Annotated in this window: 21 protein-coding genes; 2 read left to right on the top strand and 19 right to left on the bottom strand. The window is 37.6% G+C overall.

Going from position 1 to position 23333, the window contains the following annotated elements; translation table 11 throughout:
• Positions 1-10 precede the first annotated feature (10 nt).
• Genes ACO1D1_RS02655 through xylA form a run of 6 tightly spaced genes read right to left on the bottom strand, consistent with a single transcriptional unit; the run spans position 11 to position 6946 of the window.
• Entirely contained in the window at positions 11-817 is an 807-nt protein-coding gene (locus ACO1D1_RS02655) for a PTS system mannose/fructose/sorbose family transporter subunit IID (protein WP_423334835.1), read from the bottom strand.
• Complete coding sequence (locus tag ACO1D1_RS02650) at positions 804-1586, bottom strand: PTS mannose/fructose/sorbose/N-acetylgalactosamine transporter subunit IIC (protein ID WP_423334834.1); 783 nt, start codon at positions 1584-1586, stop codon at positions 804-806. Before ACO1D1_RS02650 ends, ACO1D1_RS02655 begins: the two co-directional genes overlap by 14 nt.
• 13 nt (positions 1587-1599) lie before the next feature.
• Positions 1600-2016: a PTS sugar transporter subunit IIA gene (locus tag ACO1D1_RS02645; protein WP_423334833.1), complete on the bottom strand. Its 417-nt coding sequence runs from the start codon at positions 2014-2016 to the stop codon at positions 1600-1602.
• Positions 2016-4085: a TIM-barrel domain-containing protein gene (locus tag ACO1D1_RS02640; protein WP_423334832.1), complete on the bottom strand. Its 2070-nt coding sequence runs from the start codon at positions 4083-4085 to the stop codon at positions 2016-2018. Before ACO1D1_RS02640 ends, ACO1D1_RS02645 begins: the two co-directional genes overlap by 1 nt.
• A 20-nt stretch (positions 4086-4105) precedes the next feature.
• Positions 4106-5602 carry a xylulokinase gene (gene xylB / locus ACO1D1_RS02635; RefSeq protein WP_423334831.1) on the bottom strand — a complete coding sequence of 499 codons (1497 nt, stop codon included), beginning with the start codon at positions 5600-5602 and terminating at the stop codon, positions 4106-4108.
• An 18-nt stretch (positions 5603-5620) separates the two neighbouring features.
• The gene (gene xylA / locus ACO1D1_RS02630; RefSeq protein ID WP_423334830.1) at positions 5621-6946 is read right to left on the bottom strand and encodes a xylose isomerase; all 1326 of its coding nucleotides are present in this window, start codon (positions 6944-6946) and stop codon (positions 5621-5623) included.
• A 313-nt stretch (positions 6947-7259) separates the two neighbouring features.
• Here xylA and ACO1D1_RS02625 point away from each other — a divergent pair, with 313 nt between their 5' ends.
• Positions 7260-8447, top strand: a complete 1188-nt coding sequence (locus tag ACO1D1_RS02625; RefSeq protein WP_423334829.1) for an ROK family protein — start codon at positions 7260-7262, stop codon at positions 8445-8447.
• Positions 8448-8902: 455 nt separating this feature from the next.
• Here ACO1D1_RS02625 and ACO1D1_RS02620 read toward each other — a convergent pair whose 3' ends face one another.
• From ACO1D1_RS02620 to ACO1D1_RS02560, 13 genes are all read right to left on the bottom strand, one after another.
• The gene (locus ACO1D1_RS02620) at positions 8903-9952 is read right to left on the bottom strand and encodes an aldo/keto reductase (protein ID WP_423334828.1); all 1050 of its coding nucleotides are present in this window, start codon (positions 9950-9952) and stop codon (positions 8903-8905) included.
• 66 nt (positions 9953-10018) lie between these two features.
• Positions 10019-10975, bottom strand: coding sequence for an ABC transporter ATP-binding protein (locus ACO1D1_RS02615; protein ID WP_423334827.1), 957 nt, complete (start codon positions 10973-10975; stop codon positions 10019-10021).
• A gap of 16 nt (positions 10976-10991) precedes the next feature.
• A complete protein-coding gene (locus ACO1D1_RS02610; RefSeq protein WP_423334826.1) occupies positions 10992-11957 on the bottom strand; it encodes an ABC transporter ATP-binding protein in 966 nt (321 codons plus the stop codon).
• Between the two features lie 22 nt (positions 11958-11979).
• Positions 11980-12924 carry an ABC transporter permease gene (locus ACO1D1_RS02605; protein WP_423334825.1) on the bottom strand — a complete coding sequence of 315 codons (945 nt, stop codon included), beginning with the start codon at positions 12922-12924 and terminating at the stop codon, positions 11980-11982.
• Positions 12925-12961: 37 nt separating this feature from the next.
• The gene (locus tag ACO1D1_RS02600) at positions 12962-13960 is read right to left on the bottom strand and encodes an ABC transporter permease (RefSeq protein WP_423334824.1); all 999 of its coding nucleotides are present in this window, start codon (positions 13958-13960) and stop codon (positions 12962-12964) included.
• A gap of 8 nt (positions 13961-13968) precedes the next feature.
• On the bottom strand, positions 13969-15558 hold the full coding sequence (locus tag ACO1D1_RS02595) for an ABC transporter substrate-binding protein (RefSeq protein WP_423334823.1): 1590 nt from the start codon (positions 15556-15558) through the stop codon (positions 13969-13971).
• 78 nt (positions 15559-15636) lie between these two features.
• On the bottom strand, positions 15637-16587 hold the full coding sequence (locus ACO1D1_RS02590; RefSeq protein ID WP_423334822.1) for a sugar kinase: 951 nt from the start codon (positions 16585-16587) through the stop codon (positions 15637-15639).
• Complete coding sequence (locus ACO1D1_RS02585; protein ID WP_423334821.1) at positions 16584-17228, bottom strand: bifunctional 4-hydroxy-2-oxoglutarate aldolase/2-dehydro-3-deoxy-phosphogluconate aldolase; 645 nt, start codon at positions 17226-17228, stop codon at positions 16584-16586. The genes ACO1D1_RS02590 and ACO1D1_RS02585 overlap by 4 nt, the downstream gene beginning before the upstream one ends.
• A 42-nt stretch (positions 17229-17270) precedes the next feature.
• Positions 17271-17735 carry a RidA family protein gene (locus ACO1D1_RS02580; RefSeq protein WP_423334820.1) on the bottom strand — a complete coding sequence of 155 codons (465 nt, stop codon included), beginning with the start codon at positions 17733-17735 and terminating at the stop codon, positions 17271-17273.
• 16 nt (positions 17736-17751) lie between these two features.
• A complete protein-coding gene (locus ACO1D1_RS02575) occupies positions 17752-19368 on the bottom strand; it encodes an N-acyl-D-amino-acid deacylase family protein (RefSeq protein WP_423334819.1) in 1617 nt (538 codons plus the stop codon).
• Positions 19369-19380: 12 nt separating this feature from the next.
• On the bottom strand, positions 19381-20469 hold the full coding sequence (locus ACO1D1_RS02570) for an alanine racemase (RefSeq protein WP_423334818.1): 1089 nt from the start codon (positions 20467-20469) through the stop codon (positions 19381-19383).
• A gap of 84 nt (positions 20470-20553) precedes the next feature.
• A complete protein-coding gene (locus ACO1D1_RS02565; RefSeq protein ID WP_423334817.1) occupies positions 20554-21333 on the bottom strand; it encodes an IclR family transcriptional regulator in 780 nt (259 codons plus the stop codon).
• 886 nt (positions 21334-22219) lie between these two features.
• Positions 22220-22687, bottom strand: a complete 468-nt coding sequence (locus tag ACO1D1_RS02560) for a hypothetical protein (protein ID WP_423334816.1) — start codon at positions 22685-22687, stop codon at positions 22220-22222.
• Between the two features lie 449 nt (positions 22688-23136).
• On the opposite strand from ACO1D1_RS02560, the gene ACO1D1_RS02555 reads away from it, so the two are divergent.
• Positions 23137-23325 carry a hypothetical protein gene (locus ACO1D1_RS02555; protein ID WP_423334815.1) on the top strand — a complete coding sequence of 63 codons (189 nt, stop codon included), beginning with the start codon at positions 23137-23139 and terminating at the stop codon, positions 23323-23325.
• Positions 23326-23333: the final 8 nt, after the last annotated feature.

Below are 23333 nucleotides of genomic sequence, written 5' to 3'. Positions count from 1 at the left end.
GTTATCCACCTCATTTTAAGATTTTTAGTACATAGGCTACAATTGATAATACCAAAACAATGAGTATTGTCCAAACAGGTTTGACTTTCCTGCCAAGTAAAATATAAACTAAGAAAACGACTGCCGCTGGTACAAGGCCTGGTAAGATTTGATCCAATATTTCTTGTCCATTAATCTTTACATCACCTTGTTTAAATTCGAATGCAATTTGTGAACGAACCACCGAAGCGATTAAGGCACCAACGACCATTAGTCCAACAATCGAAATAGCAGAAGTAATATGTTTTAATTGCGAATGTAATTTTTCAACTAAGGCTGTACCAGATTTATAACCTGCTTCAAATAATGGGAAACTAAGTAATTTAAGGACAATTCCAATCGCAAGCCATAGAAAGATCCCGACTGGGCTGCCGTCTAATGCCATATTTGCAGCAATTGCTCCAAAAACGGTCCATGGCACAACAACGAATAAGCTATCTCCCATACCTGCCAATGGGCCCATTAAACTAGTCTTCACACTACTGATGGTTTCCAACGCATTATTTTTTTCTTTTTCTTCAATCCCTAAGTTAACGCCTAAAACATAGGGGGCAATCCAAGGATTCGTATTGAAAAATTGCAAATGATTTTTAACGGCTTTTTGTAGTTCATCCGGATGATCCTTATGAATAAATCTTAAAAAAGGCAGGATAGCATAACAATAAGCCAATGCTTGCATTTTTTGATAGTTAGAGGACACACTACTGGTAAATATCCATCTCCATAATACCTTGTATCTTATCTTTTTAGCTAATTTCCCATCGTTATTCATCTTCATCAAAGCCTCCTGCCGGAACTTGAGTCTTAGCAGCTGTTATGCTTCTCTTGTAAGTAAGAAGGGCAATCGCTGCTCCAAATAGTGCTACACCTAAGATAGGAAGTTTTAAATACCCTACTAATAAAAATCCGATTAATAAGTAACTGAAGTTTTCTTTTGTCGGTAAGTATCTTAATAGTAGCGCAATACCAACAGCCGGTAATAATCCCCCTGCAACCTTCAGGCCCCCCATTAGCCAGTCTGGTGTATAATTTAAAATAGTATCTACAACAGATGGACCAAACACAACAGCAATTAAGATAGGAATACCAGTGGTTGCCGCCGTAACGAAAAGACCGATATATTGCATCCATTCAATCTTTTTATATTGTCCATTTTCAGCAAACTTCTCAGCTTGGTTTTGTAACCAAACACCAAAGGTCATTCTTAAAATATCAAGTTGTACCATAAATAGGGCTACTGGAATCCCAATCGCAATCCCTAATTCAGGTTTTTGCCCCGTTGAAATCGTAATGAATGTGGCCACGACAGATGCAGTCTGATAATCTGGAACAGACGCACCGCCAAAATTACTAATCCCTAGTGCCATCAATTGCAATGTACCACCAACAAATAGTCCAGTTGTGACATCACCCATGATGATACCAACTATGAAACCAGCGACAACTGGCTGATACGTACCAAACATCGTACTATTCTTTTCATAGTTGATGAAAAATCCATAAAAAATGATCAACAGCATTTGCCATAATTCAATATCAGGTGCCATCTCCGCTTACCTCCTATTCGTCTTCGTTGCTTTCACTAAGTTGTAGCAGCTCTTCGCTATAAATAACGGTCGTTCGTACATTTTTAAGTGTTTGAAGGACGTTTTCAATCGCTGCAAATTCTTGTTGCAGGGCTGCTTCCATTAGGACTGGCAGGCTGACTCCTGCGACAATGTCATAGGTTAATCCTGATTTTGGCAACAACTGTGCAAAGACGTTAAACGGTGAACCATTAAATAAATCCGTAAATACGAGAAGTGGAACCTCTTCTTGTTGAGCAGCTAATAATTCAGCTGCTCTATTTTTAAAATCCTCAATACCATTTTGATCTAACGAAATGTACTCTACCTTATGGTTTGGCATAAAATAGGAAAGTGATTCTACAATGCCCTCTGCTAACTTACCATGGCTAGTAACTATAATTTTGTACATTAGTTAATCCCCTTCTTACCGTCTAATTTAGGTAATTGATTTACTTTATCGGCTTTATAAAAAATAGGAATATAGTCAATTGGTGCTTCCACATGGTAGTTTTCGCCGCCAGCATAGGTTTTACCTGTAAAGGCATGTACCCACTCCGTCCCCTCTGGCAGATACACATTTCTGCTCCTATCCTTATAGTCGATGATTGGGGCTACTAGGACATCTGGTCCGAACATGAAAGTATTATCGATTTCCCAAGCGGTCTTATCATTTGGGAAATCATAAAATAAAGGCCTCATGATTGGGCGCCCTAGCTCATGCGCTTCTTTCATTAATTGCTTTAAGTACGGTTTTAATGCTTCTCTGATCTGAATGAAATTTGTAAAAATTCTTTCATTTTCTTCCCCATAAGACCAGATTTCATTCGGCGCTCCACTTGCAGCTTGTCCACCGCCATCTACGCCAATTGGATCTGTATGTGGTTGTCTGTCTCCGTGCATTCTTAATATTGGGGAGAAGGTTGCATACTGGAACCAGCGAATCATTAATTCACGGAATTCTGTATCATTTGGATTGCCGCCGTGGAACCCGCCAATATCAGCTGTCCACCAAGGAATACCAGCTAATGACATATTTAGTCCCGTATTAATTTGATTTCGGAATGCTTTAAAACTGGAATCAATATCTCCAGACCATACCAATGCCCCATATTTTTGGCTTCCTGCCCATGCAGCTCTTGTTAACGTTAATACATTTTCTCTTCCTTCTTGAACGAGACCATCATAAACCATTTTAGAAAAATCAGATGGGAAAATGTTCCCCACTTTCACATCTGTTCCTTTATGATAACGATAAATATCATAGTCATAAACCATATATCCTGGTTCAGCGACATCAAGCCAGAACAATTCAATTCCTTTATCAAAATAGCTTTTCTTTAACTTGTTCCAAACAAATTCTCTTGCTTTTGGATTCGTAGGGTCCATATACACCAAGTTACCCAATTGTTCCATTGTCATCCGAACGCCTCGATCTGTTCGAACAAGTAAGCCCTTTTCCAAGTACTCTTGATAATTTTTTGCTTTTGTAGAAATGGTCGGCCAAACGGAAATCATCGTTTTAATACCCATTTCTTCTAATTCCTTCACCATTCCTTCTGGATCTGGCCAATATCTTTCATCAAAATCATAATGACCCTGCTCCGTCCAGTGGAAGAAATCGATGACAATAATGGAAGGGGTGATTCCTTTTTCTTTGTAGGTTCTCGCAACCTCCATTACTTCTTCTTGGGTTTGATAGCGCATTTTACTTTGCCACAAGCCCAATCCATACTCTGGCATCATAGGCACTTTTCCTGTTACGTTTGCATAGTTTTGCTCGATTTCATCAATAGTCGATCCGACCGTAATCCAGTAGTCCAATGTATTGGTTGAGTACATATTCCATTCCGTTACATTCTTAGAGAAATTCACTTTTCCAATCCCAGGATTATTCCATAAAAATCCATAATTTTTACTCGAAACATAAAACGGTACGGTAACTTGGGAATTCCGATGGGCCAACTCGATCGTACAATTTTTCAAATCTAAAAAGGGATGCTGGTATTGGCCCATTCCAAATATTTTTTCATCTGGATCTGATTCAAATCGAGCGATAAGTGAGAAATCATCCGATCCGAGAATGGATTTAAATTCTCTTGGTTTTAATTTCAATGTGGAAGAAAACGCATTTACAGACTCTACGTTCACATCCTCATTTCCTACATCATGTAATACTGCCCGTTGTCGTAAAAACTCTTCCAAAATGACTTCATCATGTTCATTTTTAAAAGTAATGTGACCCCTGAAAGAAAATTCAGCTTTGATTCTTCCATTTGTAATAACGGCTGTGTCGTTTGCCTCATCGATGTGAATATCTACGGATACATCTGGAACTTGAACTGAAAGTGCCCAATTTTCCTCACTCATATCTTTATTTTGCGTAGCCCGTACTCTAAAGCTGTCTTTACCCCATGGTTCAATCCAAACTACTTCATGATCAAACTCACGAACTAATCGGTTATCTTTTTGATAAAACACAATCTTCGCCTCCTTAAATGTTACCTAAATTCACTTAATAATTGGTTTAATTCTCTCGTCTGTCGATAGACCCCTTGATAAAGGGTAAATAATTTCTTATATTTCTTTACGTTTTCTTCATTAGGTGAATACGTTTTCGAATCTTTGACAATGTTATTTGAAAAATCCTTCATGGAATGGAACCATCCCAAACCAGATGCTGCAATCATCGCCGCTCCTAATGCTGGACCCTGCTCACTTGCAAGTTTGACTACATTGGCATTAAAAATATCTGCCTGTATTTGCAGCCAATCTTCATTCTTCGCTCCACCACCAATCGAAATGATGGTATCAATGGTTTTTCCATTTCCCCTGAAAATCTCAATAGATTCGTTCAGTGAAAACGTGATCCCTTCAATAACTGCTCTTGTGAAGTCTTCCTTAGAATGAGAAATATCCATTCCAATGAAACTTCCACGGATGGCTGCATCATTAAAAGGGGTCCTCTCTCCTGATAAATAAGGGGTAAATAACAGTCCATTCGCTCCAATCGGAACCTCATTTAAATGAGAAAGTAAGTCGTCAAAGCTTTCATCTGGAGCAAAGGTATTTTTGTACCATGAAAGACTGTGTCCTGCCGCTAATGTAACGCCCATCGTGTAATAAGCATCTTTTTCAGCATGATTGAAATAATGAACCTTCCCTTCAAAATCTAAATCAGCCGATTCCTCATAGGATAATACGACACCGGAAGTGCCAATGCTGCACATGGTCATTCCTTTCGATAAAATGCCCGATCCAACTGCACCGCAGGCATTATCCGCTCCACCAGCAAACACTTTTGTAGCTGGATGTAACCCTGTTTCATTAGCAAATGCTTGTGTAATCGTCCCTGTAAAATCCGTTGATTCAACCAACTCTGGTAAAATGCCCTCATCAATATCAAGCAGGGAAGTGATTTCTTTACTCCAAACTTTCTGTTGAATATCCAACAACAATGTACCGGCAGCATCCGAGTATTCACAGTTAATATTTCCAGTAATACGAAATCTCAAATAATCCTTCGGCAGCATCATTTTATGAATATTTGCGTATACGTCTGGCTCATACTCTTTTACCCATAACAATTTTGGCAATGTAAAGCCCTCTAAAGCGTGATTTTTCGCAATGGCTAATAATGTCTTTTCACCAACGACTTTATAAATATCCTGACATTGCTTGGTTGTTCGTGTATCGTTCCAAAGAATCGCATTTCGGAGCACATTATAATCCTTATCAACCAGCACTAGACCATGCATTTGTCCTGAAAAACTTATACCTTCAATCTCTGCGGTATTGCCTTCAAAATCCTTTAGGAGATCAGACAGTCCGGAAACGGTCTGATCTACCCAGCATTTCGGGTCTTGTTCACTGTATCCTGTTTTTTCTTGAATTAAGGGATATGGTTTTGAAACCTCTTGTACAACATCACCATTTTGGTTTACAAGCAAGATTTTCACCGCACTTGTCCCTAAATCAATGCCAATCACATATTTCATCTTAGCACCCGCCTACGATTATTCACCTGCATAAAGCGTTAATAAATATTGGTTAATAGCCGCTTTGATTCTTTCTAATTTACCAGATTCAAGTTTGATTTCCGTTAAACCTAATGCATAATCCTCTAGCTTCTTAAGATCGGTAGTTCCTTTGACAATATCAAGTCCAATTCCTTCTGTATAGGTTTTATAACGATCTTGAATAACACCATCTAAGACATGATCATCGATTAATTTTCGAGCCAATTTTAACCCTACTGCAAAGCTATCCATTCCAGCGATATGTGCATGGAATAAATCTTCCGGCTCAAATGAACCTCTTCTTACCTTCGCATCAAAGTTTAATCCGCCTTTGCCTAATCCGCCATTTTTAATAACTTCATACATAGCTAATGTTGTAGAGAATAAATCTGATGGAAACTCATCTGTATCCCATCCTAAAAGCGGATGTCCTTGGTTTGCATCAACAGAACCTAACATGCCATGGATCCGAGCATAGCGAAGTTCGTGCTCAAATGTGTGACCAGCTAATGTTGCATGGTTGGCTTCAATATTAAACTTGAAATAATCTTGAAGACCATAATGTTGTAAGAAGGCATAACCACTTGCCACGTCAAAGTCGTATTGATGGGATGTAGGCTCTTTCGGTTTTGGTTCAATTAAAAATTGAGCATCGAACCCGATTTCTTTTGCATAATCAACTGCCATATGGAATAGTCGTCCAAGATTATCCATCTCTAGCTTCATATCTGTATTTAGAAGTGTTTCGTATCCTTCACGTCCACCCCAGAAAACATAGTTTTCTGCACCTAGTTCTTTACCTACTTCCAACCCTTTTTTCACTTTAGCTGCTGAATAAGCAAAGACATCTGCATGATTAGAAGAGGCAGCACCATGAACGAACCGTGGATGGGAAAAATTATTGGCTGTATTCCAAAGCAATTTCGTTTTGCTGTCCTTCATATAATCTTTCATCATGGCCACAATAGTATCTAAATTTTTATAGGTTTCACTTAGATTAGTTCCTTCTGGCGCAATATCAACGTCATGGAAGCAGAAGTAAGGAACCCCCAATTTTTCAAAGAATTCAAACGCAGCCTCTACACGAGCTTTCGCTAAGTCCATTCCTTTAAATTTATCCCATGGGCGAATCGCAGTTCCAGCCCCAAATGGATCTGATAAATCTGCTGTAAATGTATGCCAATAAGCTACTCCAAAACGTAAGTACTCTTCCATAGTTTTATCGCCGATTTTTTCATTCGGATTATAGAATTTAAATGCAAATGGATTGGTTGACTTTGGTCCTTCATAGTTGATTTTATTAATATTTTTAAAGTAGGTCATTATTCCATTTCCCCCTCTGTAAATTTATGTAATTTTATTAACCAAATAACTCGGTAGTTTGTTTAACCTTTAAACTAAGATTAGTTATTCATGAGACCGTTGTCAATTATTATGTTTGAAAATATTTAATAAATTTTATTTTCTATGTCTATTTTTTGTCAAAAATATATAATAAATCAGATAAATCATCTGTTCCAATCATTAAATTACTATGAAAAGATTAACGGTTAAACAAACATAACACAATTACTACTAGTGATGAAGTTCTCGATTATGGTACTATAAAAAAAACGAATAAGTCTGAGGAGGAAAAATGAAAACATTACAGACAGGCGATCAGAATCTAATGAAACAAATTAATAAAGCTATCGTCTTCACTTACATTAGAGATAAAGGGCCAGTCTCCCGTGCGCAAATTTCTAAAGACTCAGGGTTAAACAAAGCAACTGTCTCAACAATGGTTTCAGAGCTTATTACTGATTCCTTCATCTACGAAATTGGAGAAGGACAATCAAGCGGTGGGAGAAAACCAGTTTTACTTTATTTTAATAATCACGCTGGTTATTCAATAGGAATCGACTTAGGCGTAAATTATCTTTTAGGTGTGTTAACAGATTTAAGCGGAAACATTGTGGAGGAAATGAATATATTGCTCGAAAACATTGAGTATGACTATGTTTTAAATGAGTTATTTATCATGATTGAGTCACTGATCGACAAGGCGCCAAAAAGCCCATATGGAATTGTTGGTATTGGTATTGGGGTTCCTGGAATGGTCAATAAAGATGAATCAATTCTTCTTGCCCCGAATTTAAAATGGAAACATGTCTCTATTAAAGAATTAGTCATAACGAAGTTTAACATTCCAACGAAAATTGAAAATGAAGCTAATGCCGGTGCATATGGCGAGCAACTATATGGCGCTGGGAAAAGTATTTCCAATTTAATATATCTCAGTATTGGAATCGGTATTGGCGGCGGGATTATCATTAATAATAAACTCTATACCGGTTCATCAGGAATATCAGGGGAAATGGGGCATTTTTCGATCGAAGCAAACGGAAAAAAATGTCCTTGTGGAAATTATGGATGTTGGGAATTGTACGCTTCAGAATGTGCTCTCTTAAAAGAAACCGAATTAGTAAAAGCTCTTAATGAGTCACAAGATATGACCATAGACACCCTCATTAGCAATGCAAGAAATGGAAATCGAAAAGTGCTCCAAGTATTAAACAATATTGGAGAATATATCGGTTTTGGATTAACCAATATTATTAACACGTTCAACCCGGAAATGATCGTCATTGGAAATCGAATGGCTCGCTTTGAAAACTGGCTTACGAATCCAATCGATCGCGTTTTAACTGAACGGCTGTCAACTTACCATAAAAACATACCTACTATTCGTTTTTCTGCCTTAGGCATCTACTCAAGTGCATTGGGCGCCTCTTCCTTTGCTATATCCAAGTTCCTAAATGAACATAAGGTATTAAACAAATAATTGCAAGTTTGATGGTCCTGCTGAGTATGACATTTCCTAGTTTATTCAAGAGGTACCATAATGACAAAATCCGGTGACTCTCTTCCTTTAGTATGGAATAAAACACTTCGGTACTGTCGGTATTGTGGGGAATTTCATGAAACTCCCCACAGTGCTGCTGTTTCTAAAAAACTACTATCGCCACAGAGACTGTTCCCATAAGATTCACAAAAATAGGGTCCAAATCTGCTGTGTAAACAGCGGAATTGAACCCTAAATTGACACTTGATATAAACATGAAGTAACCTTCCCTACTCTCCCATCTCATTCACATCAGAGGACAAGATAGAACCTCTTCATTAAAATCTTTATATGTATCAAAACTCGGACAATAAACACAATTGAGGCTTTGTCAGTTTTTAAATAACGATACCCTTGAATAAATCCTGCCCTATTGTCCGATATAGTGGACCATTTTAAAACACTCTACTTCTTTTCCTATTTTCATAATAATCTGGATTACAACCAAGCTTTTTTAATATAGGTAAAGTTATATTATTTAGCTCATGAATAATGCCAGGTGTAAGTTTATATGTAGCACCCCGTAAATTTAATATAAGCTGCTCTTTATTTCTAGCACCAACGATGGATGTTGCAATCCCCTTATTTGAAATTGCCCAAGCTAAAGATAAAACCGCCATCTCTATCCCAAGATCTTCAGAAATTGCTTTTATTTTATTTAATGCCTCATTTACCTCATTCTCCGCACCGTTTTCACTATGTCTAGCATTATTACTTCTACTATGGTGAAAATGACGTGATGTAGCACGTGTTGGATTTACTTGATTGATAGAGTTAATTTTTCCTGTTAATAGCCCCTGCTGTAACGGCATATATCCAATAACTCCAATATTATTATTCGAACAAAATGGAAGGATCTCTTCCTCAATTGATCTTGAAAATAAATTATATGGTAATTCGTTTGAAACAATATCTACACCCAATTTAGTCATATCTGATAATTGGGAAATTCCATGATTACTAACACCAATGTAACGGATTTTTCCGTCTTTTTTTAACTTGTCTAATGTACTGAGTACTTCCTCAATATGCGGTGGGTTATTAATTATCTTATGATCTTCTGTAAAATGTCTAATTGATACTTCGTTTATTGGCCAGTGCAACATATATAAATCAATATAATCTGTTTGTAAGCGCCTAAGACTATCATTACAACTATTTATAAGGTCTTTTGAATAAGCGTTTGAGGGGCTTACTTTTGTTCCAATTATCGCCTGATCTCTCCTGCCTTTTAAAGCCTTCCCTAACGATGATTCGCTTTCCCCATCATTATACATCTCAGCAGTATCAAAATAATTGACACCCTGATCCAAGGCTAGACGAACAACTTCATTTACATCTTTTTGGCTTTGTTCTCCCCAGTAATTGCCGCCGCCATATTGCCAGCATCCCATGCCAATAACACTGATGTCCAAATTTGCAATTCCTAACCTTCTCTTTTCCATATATCCTCCCAATTAACCATTAGTTAAATTCGGATTAATCAGATAACTACCTTTATACTTTCTCACTTAATCATTATAGAGATGGCAAGTAACGATTTGCTCACCTACTTTTTTTGCAACCGGTGCAACACTTTTACATATTTCCATACAACTAGGACATCTAGTATGGAACGCACAACCTTTTGGAGGATTTCCTGGATCTGGAACATCGCCTTTTAATATTATTCTTTCCCTTTTAACTTTTTCAACTGTTGGTATGGATGATAATAAGGATTGAGTATATGGGTGAAGTGGATTATTAAAAATAGATTCCGTTTCGCCTATCTCTACTATTTCACCAAGATACATTACACCAATCCGATGGCTGATAAACTTTACAACACTTAAGTCATGAGAGATAAAGAGATAAGATAAGTTGTGTTTTTCTTGTAAATCCATCATTAAGTTTAAAACCTGTGCTTGAACCGATACGTCTAATGCTGAAACTGGTTCATCTGCTACTATTAACTCCGGGCTCAATGCAAGTGCTCTAGCAATACCAATTCTTTGCCTTTGTCCACCTGAGAATTCATGTGGATATCTCTTGCGATAAGCTGATGGTAACCCAACCTCTTCCATTAATGAGATTACTTTTTCCTCACGTTCTTTCTCTGAATATAACTTTTGGAGTTTAAAAGGTTCCTTCAAAATAGTTTCAATTGTCATCCTGGAATTTAGCGATGCATAAGGATCCTGGAATATCATTTGCATATTCCGTCTCATTACTCTTAATTCCTTATTAGTTAATTCTGACATGTCAACAGAATTAAACTTAATTGTCCCACTTGTTGGATCTATTAGTCTAATTACAGCCCTGCCTGTAGTAGATTTTCCACATCCGCTTTCTCCTACTAAAGCAAATGTTTCTCCTTTTTGTATAGTAAAGCTCACATTTCTTATAGCCTGAACCCTCTTTTTCTTTAGTACAGGTCCAACTGAAAATTCCTTTTTTAGTTCTTTTACCTCGAGTAGTGGTATTGGCATTTGTTGACTCCCCCTCTTATACTGCGTAAAAGCACCTAGCATAATGTTCATTGTCCACATTAACCATCTTAGGTTTGTTCATGCATGTTTGTGTCGCATGTTTACATCTTGGTGCAAAGCGACAGCCCTTTGGCATTTGGCTTAATTGTGGAACAGTTCCCTGAATAGTATCTAATCTCTTTCTAGTTTCCATTATTTTTGGTACTGAATTAAGTAACCCCTTTGTATAAGGATGCCTAGGATTATGAAGAATATCATCTACAGTTCCTGTTTCAATGACTTGACCAGCATACATAACGATTACCCTATCACATATTTCAGAAACCACTCCTAAATCATGTGTAATAAAAAGCATGGAGGTTTTATATTCTCGATTTATTTCCTTTAATAATTCTAGAATTTGTGCCTGAATAGTAACATCTAATGCAGTGGTGGGTTCATCAGCAATTAGTAATTTTGGATTACATGCTAAGGCCATTGCAATCATTACCCGTTGTCTCATTCCTCCAGAAAGTTGGTGAGGATACTCATCTAATATGTTACGTGATTTTGGTATCCCTACCTTCTCAAGAATGTTTAGTACATGTTTTTGAGCTTCTTTTCTACTTAATTTTAAATGTAATCGTATTCCTTCCGTAAGCTGATCTTTTATTGAAAGAACAGGATTTAAAGAAGTCATGGGCTCTTGAAAGATCATTGAAATATCTTTTCCTCTTATTTTTTGGAATTGATCTTGGCTCCATTTCGTCATATCTTGATCATTAAAAGTAATGGTTCCATTTTTTATCAAGCTAGTCTCTTCCGAATTAAGGCCCATAATCGATAGGGATGTGATACTTTTTCCACATCCAGACTCTCCCACGAGTCCTACTATCTCTCCCTCCGAAATAGTAAATGATACTTCCGAAAGGGCCTGAAGTTCCCCCTTTGTCGTTTTAAAGGATAGGTCTAAATCTTTTACTTCAAGTACTGAGTTAGACATTTAATCACTCCTTAGTCGCAGCTTACTTGTACTTTACTCTTGGATCAATGAACGCATATACAATATCTACTAGTAAATTGATGATAATAAAAGCAAACGAAATAAACACAATAAGGCCTTGTATCAAAGGATAATCCCTACGGGTTACAGCATTCAGCATTGTCCTCCCTATACCAGGTAAGTTAAATACTGTTTCAATAGCTATTGCTCCGCCCATTAATATGGCCATTGTAATTCCAATAACTGTTAGTATAGGAATCATTGCATTTTTAAGAATATGTTTAAAGATTACCAGTTTATTAGGGATCCCTTTTGCCTTGGCTGTTCTAATAAAATCTTCGTTAATGACATCTAACATACTTGATCTTGTTATCCTAGCAATAAATGCAGCCTGAATTAGCCCTAGTGCCACAGCTGGAAGAGTTAATGAATGTAAAGAAGCAAAGAAACCTTCAGATATCGGTACATAACCCGTTACCGGGAACCAGCCTAATCCTACGGAGAAAATTAATATTAAATTCAAACCAAACCAGAATTCTGGCAAAGAAACACCAACCATTGCTGCTATCATTACAGTCTGATCGATAGCTGTATTACGGTAAATAGCAGAGATGATCCCTGATAGTAACCCGACTATTACTGCAATGATTAACGCATACAAAGTTAATTGCAGCGTTACCCCTGCATGACTAAGTACTACATCTATAACAGGTTGTTTTAAAAAAATCGAATTACCTAAGTCCAATAAAAAAATCTGTTTTAACCATGCAAAAAATTGAATATAAATGGGGTTATTAAACCCCATTGCCTCCCTAAGTGAAGCAACTTGTTCTGGTGAAGCATTATCTCCAAGCATAACCGCAGCCGGATCTCCTGGAGCTAAGCGAATTAGAAAAAACACAAGCGCTAAAGGTATCATCATAGTAGGAAGTAGTGTTAAGAAACGCCGCCCGATAAAATTAATCATATTTTTTAACTCCCTCTAAATACTTTAAATTTCTCCATTAAGATCTGCGAGATTTGGGATCCAAAATATCTCTTAGTCCATCACCAAATTGATTTAGTCCCAATACAGTTGCCATAATAGCTAAGCCTGGAAAGACTGCCATCCACCATCCTTGTACAATAAACACTCTTGAATCACTCAAAACATTACCCCAACTTGGAATTGTTGGTGGTACACCTACACCTAAGAAGCTTAATGCCGCCTCTCCAAGAATCGCATATGAAAAAATAAAAGTTGTTTGAACAATAATAGGCGATAAACAATTAGGTAATATCTGTTTAAACAAAATGTATGGACCATTTGCACCGAGTGACTTTTCCGCTTCAACTAAAGGTGATTCACTTAAGACTAAAACCGAACCTCTAACTACACGTGTAACTCGCGGGAAATAAACAATACTTAGAGCAATGATTACTGTAAAAACGCCAGAACCAAGAACCCCCATCATGGCAATTGCGAGTATTAGACCTGGAAATGACATTAAACCATCAATAATCCTCATTAAAATGGCATCAGCTTTCCTGTAATAACCACACACTAAACCTAGTAGTGACCCTACCCCTACTGCCAGTATGACCACAATTGTTCCAACCAAAAGTGAAGCCCTTCCCCCATGAATAACTCTTGAAAACACATCTCTTCCAAAGTTATCGGTTCCAAAATAGTGTTGAGAATTTGGAGCTGTTAATCGATTTTCTACAGTCATTTCACTTGGTTGATAACTTGTTAAAACTGGAGCTAGAAGAGCACAAACGACAACTAGCAAAAATAATAAGAATCCTATGACAACCGTTTTTCTTCGAAAAAGATACCAAAGTAGTCCGGGCTCTTTAATCTTTATTGTTTCCTTATTTTCCTCGTCTAAGAAAATTTGTGTTCGATTATCATTATTAGTTGTGTTAGGTATAGTTGACATAAGTTCACCACCTATATATTTTTTTATAAATAGCGATATGAAAGGAGTGCTACAAAAATTTTTGGCTTTTGTAGCACTCAATTTAATAATTACTCAATCCATGTATTCCAAAAGAATGGGAATGGAGTTGGTTCAAATCCTTTCATTGAAGGGCTTTTTGCAGTTAAAATGAAAAAGTCTCCGAATTTAACCAAAGGAACTTCTTCCCAAAAATGCGCTTGCAGTTCATCATATAATTCTTTTCTTTTCACTTCATCCATTTCAGTATTTACAAGGTTTACCATTTTATCTTTTTCTTCATCTACCCAAAATCCGCCCCATTTCTTATCCCAGTTCGCCCATATACCAGGATCTGGCGTAAACGTTGTTGCTCCACTAAATACTTCATATTCATCTGGTTTCATACGTTTATCTACAATCGTTGCATAATCAACAACTTCTAATTCAATATTTAAACCAATTTGTTTAAGCTGTTCCGCAGCTACTACAGCAATGTTATACATATAATCGTATTCTTTTGTTGTTAGCCAACGGATTTTTTCTCCATTATAACCAGCTTCTTTCACTAACTGTTTTGCCCTTTTTATATCTGATTTGTTATACATTTCTGCTGAACCAGCATCGCTCCACCATTTTTCTTGTTCCTTAAACATAATACTAGGATCAAGTCGATAAAACTCCTCAGAAGTAAAAGAAGCTTTCATAATCTGTTTCATATCTAATGCTAACGCAAAAGCTTGTCGCATTTTTTTATCAGCAAATACACCCTTTTGTTTATTAAATACTGCCATTGGCCACCAATATGGTTTTACAATAGCCGGTTCAACCTGTGTATTCGTTTTCATTGATTCATACATATCAGTGCTTACACTATCTGCCCAATGAAATTGTCCGGTTTGTACTCCATCATATCGAACGGATGCTTCTGGTGTAGGAATAAACATTATTTCATCCACATGCGCAGTCTTTTTCCCACCCATCCCATTAGATGGTTCTTCTCGTGCTACGTATTCTTTAAACTTTTCAAGTTTAATATATTGATCTGGCTTATGCTCTACAAATTTGAATGGCCCTGTTCCTATGAATTCTTTTATTCCAGTTTCATCGGCTTTATCTATTACTTCTTTAGGATAGATGGCAGTCTGTTGGTTTGGGTATGCTAAAAGTATTGGTGCAATTGGTGAAGGTTCAAGTAATTCAATTTCAATTGTTAAATCGCTTATTTTCCTTAAATCTTTCACATTATTAAACATAATCCTCCCATAATTTGCTTTTTCACCCCATCTTTTTAGAGATGCAATGACATCATCGGCTGATAATGTTTTCCCGTTATGAAACTTTACCCCTTCTCGTAAATTAATAATATATGTTTTGCGTGCCTCATCATATTCATAGTCTTTTGCTAACATTGGGATAGCATTATAATTTTCATCTAGTGTGAAAAGCCCTTCATATATATGCCAACCTATTTGAGAGGCTAGGAAAGCAGAAGATAGATGAGAATCTAATGTTGGCGGCTCACCAGTAATAGCTACTTTTAAAGTCCCACCTTCTTTAGGGGTTCCTGCTTCTGCGCTTTTATTAGAAACATTATTTTTAACTTCCTTTGACTGACTTGTACATCCCATAAGTAAGAAAACTAAAGCAATAAACATTATTACAAATTTTTTACCTGCCACTATATTCACTCCTTTTTATTATTAATTTAATAATTTATGGCTAATTCATATCTCTCCTGATAACCAAATGTTATTAATTTATCTCGTTATAACTTTATCTCTATTTAGCTCTTCCAATGTAGGCAATGTCTCCCAGTCACCTTTTCCTTGAATGACAATAGAACCAAGCTTGTTTCCTCGTTCAAGCGCTCTTTCCAATGAAAAGTTATAGACATCCTCTGCAACAATCGAAAGGAAACCTGAGGCAAAGGCATCGCCGGCCCCAACGGTATCAATAATAGTTCCAACCTTCACTCCCGGCACAGTAATCGGGCTTAGATTTCTCTTCATTCCGAATGCACCATGTTCACCAAGCTTAATTGCAACAGTATGCGGGCCCAAATTCATCATCTTTTGTGCCAATTGTTCCGCTGGCAGATCGCCAAACAAAAACTGAGCTTCGTCAATTCCTGGTAAAAAAATATCACATAAAGGAATTAAACTTAACAGAGCCTCTTTTACACGCTCCGCTCCCCATAATTTATAGCGAATATTTGGGTCGAAAGAAACGGTCAGCCCTAATGACTTTGCCACTTTCATACATTCCATTGTGAACGGCAGCGTCTCTAACCCTAATGCAGGAGTTATTCCCGTCATATGCAAAATACGGGCGTCTGCAAACCAATCTTCTTGAACGTGCTCCGGTTTCCATACACTTGATGGAGATCCCTTTCGGTAATAATAAACCATTGGGTCTCCAATTCTGTACATATCCTTAAAGAAAACAGATGTAGCGTGGTCATCGTCTCGTACAACCTTCGATAAATCAACATGTTCACCGGCTAAGGTTGTCATAATCATATCTCCGAATGGATCATTTCCGAGGCGGCCGATCCACCGCGTTTTCTTTCCAAGACGTGAGAGACCAATTGCTACGTTAGATTCCGCTCCGGCAATTGCCTTGGTATAGAGAGAAGAATATTTTAAAGGTCTTTCCTCCATTGGGTGAAACAAGACCATTGTTTCACCGATTGTTACAATATCCATCATGGTGAAACCCTTTCTTTAGTAGCTGCCTTTACAAATTGTGCGGCAAGTATTTTCAACTCTTCAAAGCGATTATTTGCAATCAACTCTTTATTCACTAATTGACTTCCTAAACCTACTGCAGCCGCCCCAGCCTTTAAATAATCCTGAATATTTTCCAGATTAATCCCGCCTGTTGCCATGATTGGAATTGAGTCCAAAGGGGCTGATATGTCTTTTATATAGTCTGTCCCAAGAAATCCAGCAGGGAAAAGTTTTACCGCTTTTGCCCCAGCATTCCAGGCATTTACTATTTCCGTTGGAGTCATGACTCCCGGCCATACCTCAATATCATGTTCAACTGCATACTGAACCACTTGAAGGTCAAAATTGGGAGAAATGAAAAACTGTGCTCCTGCGGATGCGGCCTCTTTAGCCATTTTGAGGTTTAGAACCGTACCCGCTCCAATCGCAATTTCTTCTTGGTCATACGTGCTTCTAAGCTGATGAATAGAATCTAGGGCCCCTTCACTATTCATCGTCACTTCCAATATGTTCACACCACCCTCATGCAAAGCTTGTACTGCAGGATGGATTTTGGCAGTAGGAACATGCCGCAAAATGGCAACTATTTTCTCCGCCTTTAATCGACTAAGTAAGGACACGTAATCACTCCTTTTTTATTAGCTTAAACCTAAGCATTGCTATTACTCTTCTAATTCCACAATCATTTCAATTTCAACTGGTGTATTAAATGGAAGTTCATTAGATGCAATAGCGGATCGTGCGTGTCTTCCTTTTTCCCCAAATACTTGAACCAAGAGTTCAGATGCTCCATTAATTACGTATGGCTGTTCAGTAAATCCATCTGCGGAATTCACGAATCCTAGTAATTTCACAACTTGTTTTACACGATCAAGGTCACCGATATGGCCTTTTAAAACACTCAATAGATTAATCATGACTTGGCGGGATGCTTCATATCCCTGTGCTACTGTTAAATCACTTCCTACTTTCCCTTCATACATTAGCTCCCCATTAATACGGCAATCTGCACCAGATGTATAAACTAGGTTAAGAACCGTTTTGGCAGGTACATATTCTGCAGCAGGTTTAGGCGCTACTCCCAACACAATTCCCATTTCTTCTAATCTTTTTTCTACTTGACTCATTTTCTATTCCTCCTTATTAAACATGTAAACTATGACAGTTGCATAATAGCCTTTCCGCCCTAATCATTTCCCCATGAGATGTACGTAAATTCCGCTTATGTTCAATGGTTTTTACCCCATTTACAAATACGTAAGAAATACCTTCGGGATATTGCATTGGCTGCTCATAGGTGGCAACATCACTGATTGTCTTACGATCAAAGATTGTTATATCCCCCTTATATCCGGGGACCAGTAAACCTCGTTTTCCTAACTTAAAGCGCTGTACCGGAAAGGAGGTTACTTTTCGGACAGCTTGTTCTAATGAAAGGGTTCGGTTTTCTCGTACATATTTAGCAAACAATCGCGGAAATGTACCAAAAGTACGTGGATGCGGTTTTCCTATTTGGCAGCCTAAACTATCGGAAATAACAAGGGAGTAATCCCATTTGATTACTTGTTCCACATCACGGCTTGACATGTGGTAGTAGACAATGGATATATTCCCATCTTCTTCAAGCAATAAGTCTAAAGCTGTGTCAATTGGATCCTTTCCAATGCGCTGACTAATTTCTAGAATGCTCATTCCTTCAAATTGAGTATTCTTCGTAATTGATGAAATCACCACATTATCCCACCCAGTAGATACGACGAGGTTATCCCAATCCTCTTGTTCTTCACCTACTTCATCCTTAATCCTATTTCTTAAGGAGGTATTGCGGATCCGCTCAAGGCATGCGGGGATTCCCCCTTCTAATGACCACGGCGGCAATAGCGTTGTTAATGATGTGGATCCTGCATCATATGGATACACATCGCATGTTATATCCATGCCGCGCGCTCTTGCATCTTCGATTATTTGGAGCGCTTCCATAACACTGCCCCAATTTCTTTTGCCAGCAGCTTTTAAATGGCTGACATGTAAAGATATTCCGCTTTTCTCGGCAATCCAAATGACTTCTTTAATAGAAGGAATGAGGTTATTTCCTTCCCCTCGTATATGTGTTGAAAGGATTCCATCATATTTCGGCAGAACACTGCAAAGCTCTGCTAATTCTTCCTTTGTGGCATATCTTCCTGGGGAGTAAAGCAGACCAATCGATAATCCGATGGCACCAGCCTTCATCCCTTCTTCCAGAATGAATTTCATTTCATCCATTTCTTCTCTAGTCGGTTTGCGATTTTCAAATCCCATGACCGCTATTCGGACAGCACCGTGTGCAACATATGTAGAAACATTTTCGGAAATACTGGCTTTATCCAGCTCACTGATATACTCTTCTACCGTTCCCCACGACCAATCACCAAGGGTATCTCCAATAATTGGAGCAACATATTCTTTCAATAAGTTGCCATGCTTTTTCACGAAAGGAGCTGGTGCTAATCCGCAGTTACCTACCACTTCGGTTGTCACACCCTGCTGTAATTTAATATCTATTTGTGGATCATTTAAAACTAATAAATCGGAATGTGTGTGCCCATCAATAAAGCCTGGTGCTACAATCTGGCCTTTCGCATCGATAGTTTCTCTACTCTCGATATTGACAGACCCTACATGAGTAATAATTCCGTCTTTCATTCCTATACTGCCATAGAACCAGGGATTTCCAGTTCCATCCACGATATGACCATTATGTATAACTGTATCAAGCATATGCTTCCCTCCTTATTGCAATTTCCCTCTTGCTTCTACAGTAAATAAATCATAATGGTCTTCTTCATCCCTAATGAATACATGATTATGAAGATTGATCGTGGTACAAATATGGTTAGGAATTATTTCTAGAATATCGCCTACATTAATCGGCGAATCTCCTTCAATATGGAGCATTCCATGTTCTTCTGTTACTCTTTCTAACGTGATATTAGGGTGACCTACAACTTTTCCAAACCCTTTTAAATAAATGGGAGCCTGATTCGGTTGTACGTCCGTGGCAAAAGTTTTACTGCCTCCATCGATAATGGCACGATCTTTTGTTGGTCTACTAATGACGGTAACCTGAACGACAGCAGCACATTCTTCCTCTATACAGCATCCATAGCTCTCCTGCATGGCATCATAAAACACATATGTTCCAGGTCTAATTTCTGTTACCCCAGGAACGGTTGCCGCAGATGATGATGTAGATGTTGACCCAACACTAACATCACAAATAGATAACCCGGCCCCCCTTAATTGTTCCGCTAGCGTCACCATCTTCTGACCCTCATCTATACCAGCTGCATCATAATCAAGTGTGGGACTTCCATTAAGAACCGGACCTCTAAATGTATAAATTCCTGATAGATTTAGATTTTCATAATTTGAAACTACCTTCGCAATTTGAAGAACATCATCATACGGGATCCCTGTTCTCTTCAAGCCTAAATCCACTTCTAGCCTTACTTCCATATTGACATTATTTTGCTTTGCTAATTCTGATATTCTTTGTGCACCTTTTAAACTATCAACCCCTAGTATGAGTCGCACACGCTTACTAAGATCAATTGCCTTTTGTATCTTTTGTTCAGTTACAAGTGGATAGGCAATAAAAATATCATCCACACCATGATCCGCCATCACTTCGGCCTCAGTTATTTTTGCTGCAGTTATTCCCCTCGCCCCCGCCTTTAATTGCTCCATAGCAATATAAGGAATTTTATGCGTTTTTATATGCGGACGAAGCATAACCTGGTTTTCTTTGGCAACCTTACTCATTTTATTAATATTTTTGATGAGTTTAGTTTTATTAATAACAACAACCGGTGTATCCATATCATTCTCCCCCTTGCCGTGAATGTCTAATTTGTTCGCATATGCGAACAACGTTCGCTAATTATACTAAATAAAACAACTTTTCTATTCTATTCTGAAAAGTTGGTCATACTTATATCCAAATCGCTTTGATAGACTCATTGCTACATCTGTTAAATAAACTACATATTCTTTAGCACTTTTTTCTGTCATCCGTGTAGCTAATCCGGCAATACTAATTGCGGCGATGGGTTGATTAGAATAATCCCAAATAGGAACAGCGATACAAAAAACATCCTCTTCCCTCTCACGATTATCTATTGCATATCCCCTTTGACGAATTTGTTCTAAGTTCACCTTTAAGCTTTCGTAATCTGAAATCGTATTTGATGTCATCGGTGTAAAGTTTTTATTTAACATGATTTCTTCTACCTTTTGATCTGGGTAAGCAGCCAAGAGCGCCTTCCCTAATCCCGTTAAGTACATTGGAAGACGCATTCCTAAAGTAGCAGTAGTTCTAATCGATGAAGGCGCTTCCACTTTATCCAAATAAACGATATCTTCATCGATTGGAATAGCGAGAAACGCTGTCTCTCCCGTGGCTTTTACCAGACTTTCTAAATAAGGACGGACTTCTTTCGTTAGATCAGTATTATTTAGATAAGACGTTCCAACCTCAAATAACTTTATGCCAGGCTTATATGTCTTTTGGACTTCATCAAACTCAAGAAAACCTTTTACTACCATAGTCGTCAATATTTCAAAGGTACTACTTTTAGGAGCCTTTAACTCCCGACTCAGCTCTGAAACTGATAACGGTTCATTTGCAGAAGATAAAATCGTTAAGATATCCATTACACGAGATGCTGATTTATTTAACTTCATTTTATTTACCTCTTTTTTGTTCGCATATGAAAACACTGTTCGGAAAAAACTATCCTAAAACCAAAATACAACGTATCTACTGAAATGTCAATATCTTTTGAACATTGATATATTTCTATCAATTTCAACATTTTATGCAACATATATATAACAAAAAAGTAAGGGCAATCACCTCTTACTTTTTTGTCTAGATGTATAGTTTTATCGGAGAAAAACAATCATTCCTGTCTATGGTCTAGCAAATACGCTGACCCATTATTAAACAAATTTTTCTGTATCTACGTTTATAGTAAAATGTTCACTTATTGTTCTTCGAAAAAAACGGGACTGTTTTAATTGTTATGAGCATGATGATTACGATCATTCTTAAAGGTAAGGTTGACTCTTTCTTATATTAATTCGAGCTTGTAAAGTATTGATCTTAAGCTAACAAGGTGAGTTAGTAAAACTAATCTTAAATCTCACTGAAGTCAAAGTATGCATTATTTTATTCACTCAACTGCATATTTTGGTAAAACCTTGAGGCCGTAATACTATGCTTACAGCCAATGAAATGTACCACCGATGACACTTTTCTTACCACCTAATGACAATACATGTACCAGCAAATGTCAGTCAATTTACCGCCTCGCCTTCTGTATAATTAGTGAGCATACCTTCGTATGCCATTATTATGCAGGAGGCATTTTAGATTAACTCTCATTATGGCAGTAGAACAGTTTAAGACTTACGTTCAACTCTCATGCTCTACCACATTCAACTTTAGCTTAGTGGGAGCCTGACCTCACTGGCCCCGGACGGCGTCAGGCACCGTCCTGAACATGCACAATAGGTCCCCGAGCTGTAAACCGTTGAGCCGGATGAACCTTCTTCATATCATCCCCATTCAGCCAATCCCACTCATAGAATTCTCCGCCAATCTTATAAAGGACCTTTTCATCACCTTTTCATCATCCTCTCTTGGCTCAGCTGCAATCCTTTCGCTGCACAATTTATCATAATATAGATAGAACTTCTCTTTTAAGATCCCGTAAAAGTAGGCAATAGGCTTTCTGACGACGTTTGTAAGTTTTAGTTTTCTAATTAATTGCCGGAATGCATCAATGGCGATTGGAACGATTACATCGGTTTCTTTGTGGAGTTTGTAATCAAAAGCAAGAAGATGTACCATACGCCAATAGTCTTCGATTACTTTGGCATCGTCGAAGAAACATTCAACTAATTCTGCAAAAGGCTTTGGTACACGGTTGCGCACAAAGGTATGGTCCAATGTAGACGGTTCCTCTTTACGTTTTTTTATCTTTTGATATTCTTCAGTTTTTAAAAGATCAATAGTTTCTATTGGGTGGTTCATTGTTTGTTGTTTAGGTGGTTCACTGACGGGGAAAACTAATTTTGGAGGATATTCATGTTTTTAGATAGTTTCTTTATAAATTGCAGCAAAGGCAAACTTTTCTTCTTTAAGAGACATCCATTCGACTTCATTCCTTATATGCTATACTATTCAAACATTTGTTTGAAACAGAAGCAAAGGTTGGATCTATAGAGATCTTCTCAGCTAATGTGAAAAGAAAATTGTCAAAATTCACAAGTAAAATTTACAGATAATCCCCCATAAACTTGTACTTTTCAACTGGTTTCACGTGATTATACATAATTCTATATATTCCCCATCATTCCGCTATTACTTAAACGTTTGATTGAAATGAACCTTATCCCACTCCAATCATGAACTTTTCCTTCCTACAGCCTATAAATAATGGCGAAATCTGGACCCTGGTCAATAAAAGTTTTAAGTAACTAGTGCCTGACCCCAAAGGCATTGTGAAATTACAAGAAGATCAGACCATTCGTACATTCGTCCAGCCGATTGACAAAGATCACAAAGAACCACTCATTGTATCAGAAAGCTTACTAAGTAAGATTGCACCTGAAGCAGAACCTTTACATCCTGATGAAGAAAATATACAGGGAAGCCTATATGATTTTTAATGGGAAAC

Source organism: Neobacillus sp. 19 (assembly GCF_049463095.1).
Lineage (GTDB): Bacteria > Bacillota > Bacilli > Bacillales > Cytobacillaceae > Neobacillus.
Note: the sequence above shows the minus strand (reverse complement) of the source record. Positions and strands in the feature narration are given on the sequence as shown.